1 protein-coding gene is annotated in these 5,067 nt (G+C 50.6%); it reads left to right on the top strand.

All coding sequences use genetic code 11. The features are described from left to right. Window positions 1-706 precede the first annotated feature (706 nt). On the top strand, window positions 707-5,067 hold a 4,361-nt coding region (locus tag QUA07_RS29510), incomplete at its 3' end, for a DUF4347 domain-containing protein (protein ID WP_333332710.1).

Here is a 5,067-nt window from a genome sequence, read left to right as displayed (position 1 = left end):
CAGGTTTTTGGTGCTGATAATTCTCTCACTGCTCTGGATTTTCTCACTCTTTCTCCTTAATAACAAAGCGCATTAAATTCGCTGCATTTTTCCTAAAATTATAGCAACTCGGTTTGTTGAATAAACCGAGTTTTTAATTATTACTACAAAAAATCTCAAGCCGATGAATTATTGCTGATTCGACTTGCTACGGCTCTAAAATGGGTTTTTGGTGAGTCATTCATTCTTGACAAAAGCCAGAAAACGAAGTTGATAATTACAAAATTTATAACCATTTATTGAGTGAAATATAGATTATCTGACATTGGGCTGATTGACAGCCCTAAAATTGGTTTTTGATAAAGAATCAAGTCTGAGTTAAAATCGGAAATCCAAGCTTTGTTTACTACAAATAGGAAGCCTTGTCAACTGCATTTAGGTAAAAAAATATCTAATTAAAAGGTGTATTTTCGTAGATTGCGATCATTTTTTTCATCATAAAATAATGCAGCACCACGTCTGAATTGGCTAAAAAACCCCTGATTTACCAGGTAAATACAGCTAACTGCTACTTTAGGAAGATGTCGCGCAAAAAAAAATCGAAGTAAATAGAACTTGTTAAGTATGCGAAGTCGAGAAATTAGTAATTAGAGATTTCCATTAGCAATTAACAATAATATCTACCACTGAAGATTGACAATTAACAAATCAAGGAGCTATCTAACTCATGAAAAATTTATGGTGCAACTACTCTTCGCCAATTCACAAATTAAGTTGCGATCGTCGCGACACTGCCTGCATAAAAATTTCTTTGATTGGGGCGCCGTTAGTCGGTGATCGGGCTATCAATATTTCCTGTTTAACAAAAGCGAGTCGGGGCGTCAATACTCAACGTAAAAAACATTTAGTTTGCATCGATCCGAGGGTAGAGAATTATCAGCATCTTGCCAGCGGAGTCAAACCGGGGACAGAGATAATTGTCCTTGATCGAACTCTGGACGGAGTAGAACAAATTACTGATATTCTAGCTAAACGCAGCTCCATTGCCAGCCTTCAGATAGTTGCTCACGGCAATGAAGCTTCGGTGCAACTGGGGTCAACTTTACTGAAGGATAAAAAATTACCAAAGTACGCTCGGCATTTGCAACAGTGGCGCCATGCCTTCACGGAAAAAGCCGATATTTTATTATTAGCGTGTAAGGTTGGGGCTGGACAATCCGGGATTGCTTTCGTGCAGAAGCTCAGAGAATTAACAGGCGCAAATATAGCGGCTTCCAATAATCTAATTGGCAGTGCAAAATTAGGAGGAAACTGGCAATTAAATGTTACAGCAGGACGAGTAAAAACCCCAATAGCCTTTGAAACAAAAACCCAGGAAACTTACAGCGCTGTCCTCATTAGTTTAGTGGACGAAAGTTTTCAAGACGCACGTCTAATCGGGCCTTGGATCTCTGGGGTAACAGGCACGTCTGACGCTCCAGCTTTAACAGCAGGAACCGGAACGGAGAGTTTTCCGGGTTTGAACATAGACCCGGTTGGCAGCGGGGCGTTAAGATTAACTACAAGAACCTTTGACCAATCTACTTTTGTCATCTATAACAGTCAGGTTCCCGTCAATAGCGGTCTTAACATTGTCTTCGATATATTTGCCTACGACGGGACTGCACGTCCGAATTTAGCAGGGCGGACAGGGGACGGCATAAGTTTCTTTTTAATTGACGGTACTGTGACCCCAACAGTAGCTGGAGGCTATGGAGGGTCTCTCGGCTACGCCCAAAATACAGATACAAATCAGTCCGGTTTACGGGGAGGTTATTTAGGAATTGGATTGGATGAATTTGGAAATTTCTCAAGTGAAACTCAAGGGCGTGTAGGCGGAATTGGGGTGACTCGTAGAGCAGATTCGGTAACACTTCGAGGTAGCGAAGTTACGCAATATCGATTTTTAACTTCTACGTTTGTGCCGCAGGGAATAGATAATATTCCCGATACCGTAAATCCTCTGCCTCCAAACGGGCCGATCAACGCCATTACTAGCAATCGCGAAGCAGCCAGAAGAAGAGTTCAAATTATTTTGCAACCCCCCACTTCTGCAACGCCAAACCGTCTCACTGTTAACTTTGATCTCAACAATAATGGTTCGTTTGCAGATCCGGGTGAGACTCTTATCGACATTGCCAATTTAGAAGAGGAGATAAACGAGCCAATACCGGCAACATTCAAATTTGGTTTTGCTGGTTCAACGGGAGACGCAACAAATATTCACGACGTTCGCACTTTGTCTATCCAAACTATAGACGTGCCGCTTACTACAGCAGATGTTGCCTCAACGAAAACAGGCCCGGCCGCAGCGGCACCGGGTAGCCCCATTACTTACACAATTACGACAGTAAATAACGGCCCGAACGACGCCGAAAACGTGGTGATTGAAGATAGATTGCCCGACGGGGCAGTATTTGGTAGTACCAACGGCGACGGCACTTTCAACCCGACAACGAGACTGGTTTCCTGGAGTATTCCGAATTTACCTCTTGGGGCCACCGCCACGCGCACGGTAACTGTTACGGCCCCAACTACACTCGGCCCTATTACAAACAGTGTATTCAGCAGCAGCAGTACGATCGATCCCGTACCCGGTAACAACAGTGGCAGCAGCCCGAATGCGAGAGTCACGACCACTATTACAAACGATAGCGCTGATGTAGTGACGGTCAAAAGCGGGCCCCCTACTGCGGCTGCAGGCTCGACTGTCACCTACACAATTACGGCAGCCAACAGTGGGCCGAGTGCGGCAACCAATGTGGTGATCAGCGACACCATTGTTCCGGGTTTAACAGGAGTCAGCGTCTCGGAGGGCGGAACTTACAGCCAAACTACAGGTATTGTGACTTGGCCGACGATCACATCCCTAGCCAGCACAGCCAGCACCAACAGAACCGTCCGTTTTCCACTTCCCGCCACCGGCGGCCCCATCGCCAACACTGCTAGCAGCACCTCAACGAGCCCAGACCCCAATCCTGCCAACAACAACGGCAGCAGCCCGTCGGCAAGAGTCACCACCACGATCACCGATAGCGCCGATGTAGCTACGATCAAAACCGGGCCCGCTACGGCAGCAGCCGGATCGACTGTTACCTACACAATTACGGCAGCCAACAGTGGGCCGAGTGCGGCAACCAATGTGGTGATCAGCGACACCATTGTTCCGGGTTTAACAGGAGTCAGCGTCTCGGAGGGCGGAACTTACAGCCAAACTACAGGTATTGTGACTTGGCCGACGATCACATCCCTAGCCAGCACAGCCAGCACCAACAGAACCGTCCGTTTTCCACTTCCCGCCACCGGCGGCCCCATCGCCAACACTGCTAGCAGCACCTCAACGAGCCCAGACCCCAATCCTGCCAACAACAACGGCAGCAGCCCGTCGGCAAGAGTCACTACCACGATCACCGATAGCGCCGATGTAGCTACGATCAAAACCGGGCCCTCTACTGTAGCCGCAGGCTCGACTGTCACCTACACAATTCTCACCGAAAACAGAGGGCCGAGTACCGCTACCAACATCACCGTTACAGACAGCATCGTTCCCGGTTTAACGGGCGTTACAGCATCCAACGGCGGTATTTACGACCCAGCCACAGGCATTGTCAGCTTTCCGCCCATTGCCAGCTTAGCTGACGGCGTGGCCGTCAGCCGGACTGTCAGATTCCCAGCCCCGGCGACCGGCACTGTCAGCAACACGGCAAGAAGTACCTCAACAACTAATGACCCAAATCCCGACAACAATAACGGCCGCGATCCCGGCGCAACTGTTAGCACCAGCATCGCCTCTGCCCCGACTCCGACTCCGACTCCCCCACCCACACCGACTCCGACTCCCGCCAACCTACGGCCGATAGCTAACAATGTCAACCTCGAAATCGCCCCCAGCAGCGCTGTGGCGATCGCAGGACTCGGAGGAAGCGACCCCGACGGCTCGATCGCATCCTTCACCATCAACACCGTCCCACCCGCAAATGAAGGGCTGATATTTCTAGGCAATCCCGATACTGGCGGAACGATTGTCACCGCCGGTCAAATTCTGACACCTGCTGACATTAACCAATTATTTTTCCAATCGACAGGCAACTTTACAAAAGCCAATTTCACCTACAGCGCTACAGACAACCAGGGCGCTACCAGCCGCGCCAGCGCTACTGTATCGGCGCTGCTGCCGGAGCCCAACCAACCGCCAGTAGCTAACAACGTCGACCTCGATATCGCCCCCAGCAGCACTGTCTTGATCGCAGGACTAGGCGGCACAGATCCAGACGGGTCGATCGCATCCTTCACCATCAACACCATCCCACCAGCAAATGAAGGGCTGATATTTTTAGGCAATCCCGAAACCGGCGGCCGGATTGTCACCGCCGGTCAAATTCTGACACCTGCTGACATTAACCAATTATTTTTCCAATCGACAGCCAACTTTACAACAGCAAATTTCACCTACAGCGCTACAGACAACCAGGGCGCTACCAGCCCCGCCAGTGCTACTGTCTCTGCCATTCCCCTGAACGAACCAACACCAACACCGGCGCCAACACCCACACCACCAACACCGGCGCCCACACCTACACCACCAACACCGGCGCCCACACCCACACCACCAACACCGGCGCCCACACCCACACCACCAACACCGGCGCCCACACCTACACCACCAACATCGGCGCCCACACCTACACCACCAACATCGGCGCCCACACCCACACCACCAACACCAACACCAGCGCCGGAACCAACACCACCAACACCAGCGCCGGAACCAACACCCACACCACCAGCGCCCACACCCACACCACCAACACCAGCGCCGGAACCAACACCACCAACACCAGCGCCCACACCCACACCACCAACACCAACACCCACACCACAAACACCAGCGCCAGAACCAACCCCCATCTTCAACCCAGTACCCGAACCCGATACCAGTTGCGGTTGCGCCCCCCTGCAAGGGCCCCCTCTCATCACATTTATCCAACCCCAGCCAGAGCCCATACTCAACTTCGACTCCAACGCCGCCCAACTCATCGACATCCAAAA

This window comes from Microcoleus sp. T3_A4, from assembly GCF_036700465.1.
Taxonomy (GTDB): Bacteria; Cyanobacteriota; Cyanobacteriia; order Cyanobacteriales; family Microcoleaceae; genus Microcoleus.
The sequence above is the reverse complement of the archived record's forward strand: the minus strand, read 5'-3'. Positions and strand labels throughout refer to the sequence as shown.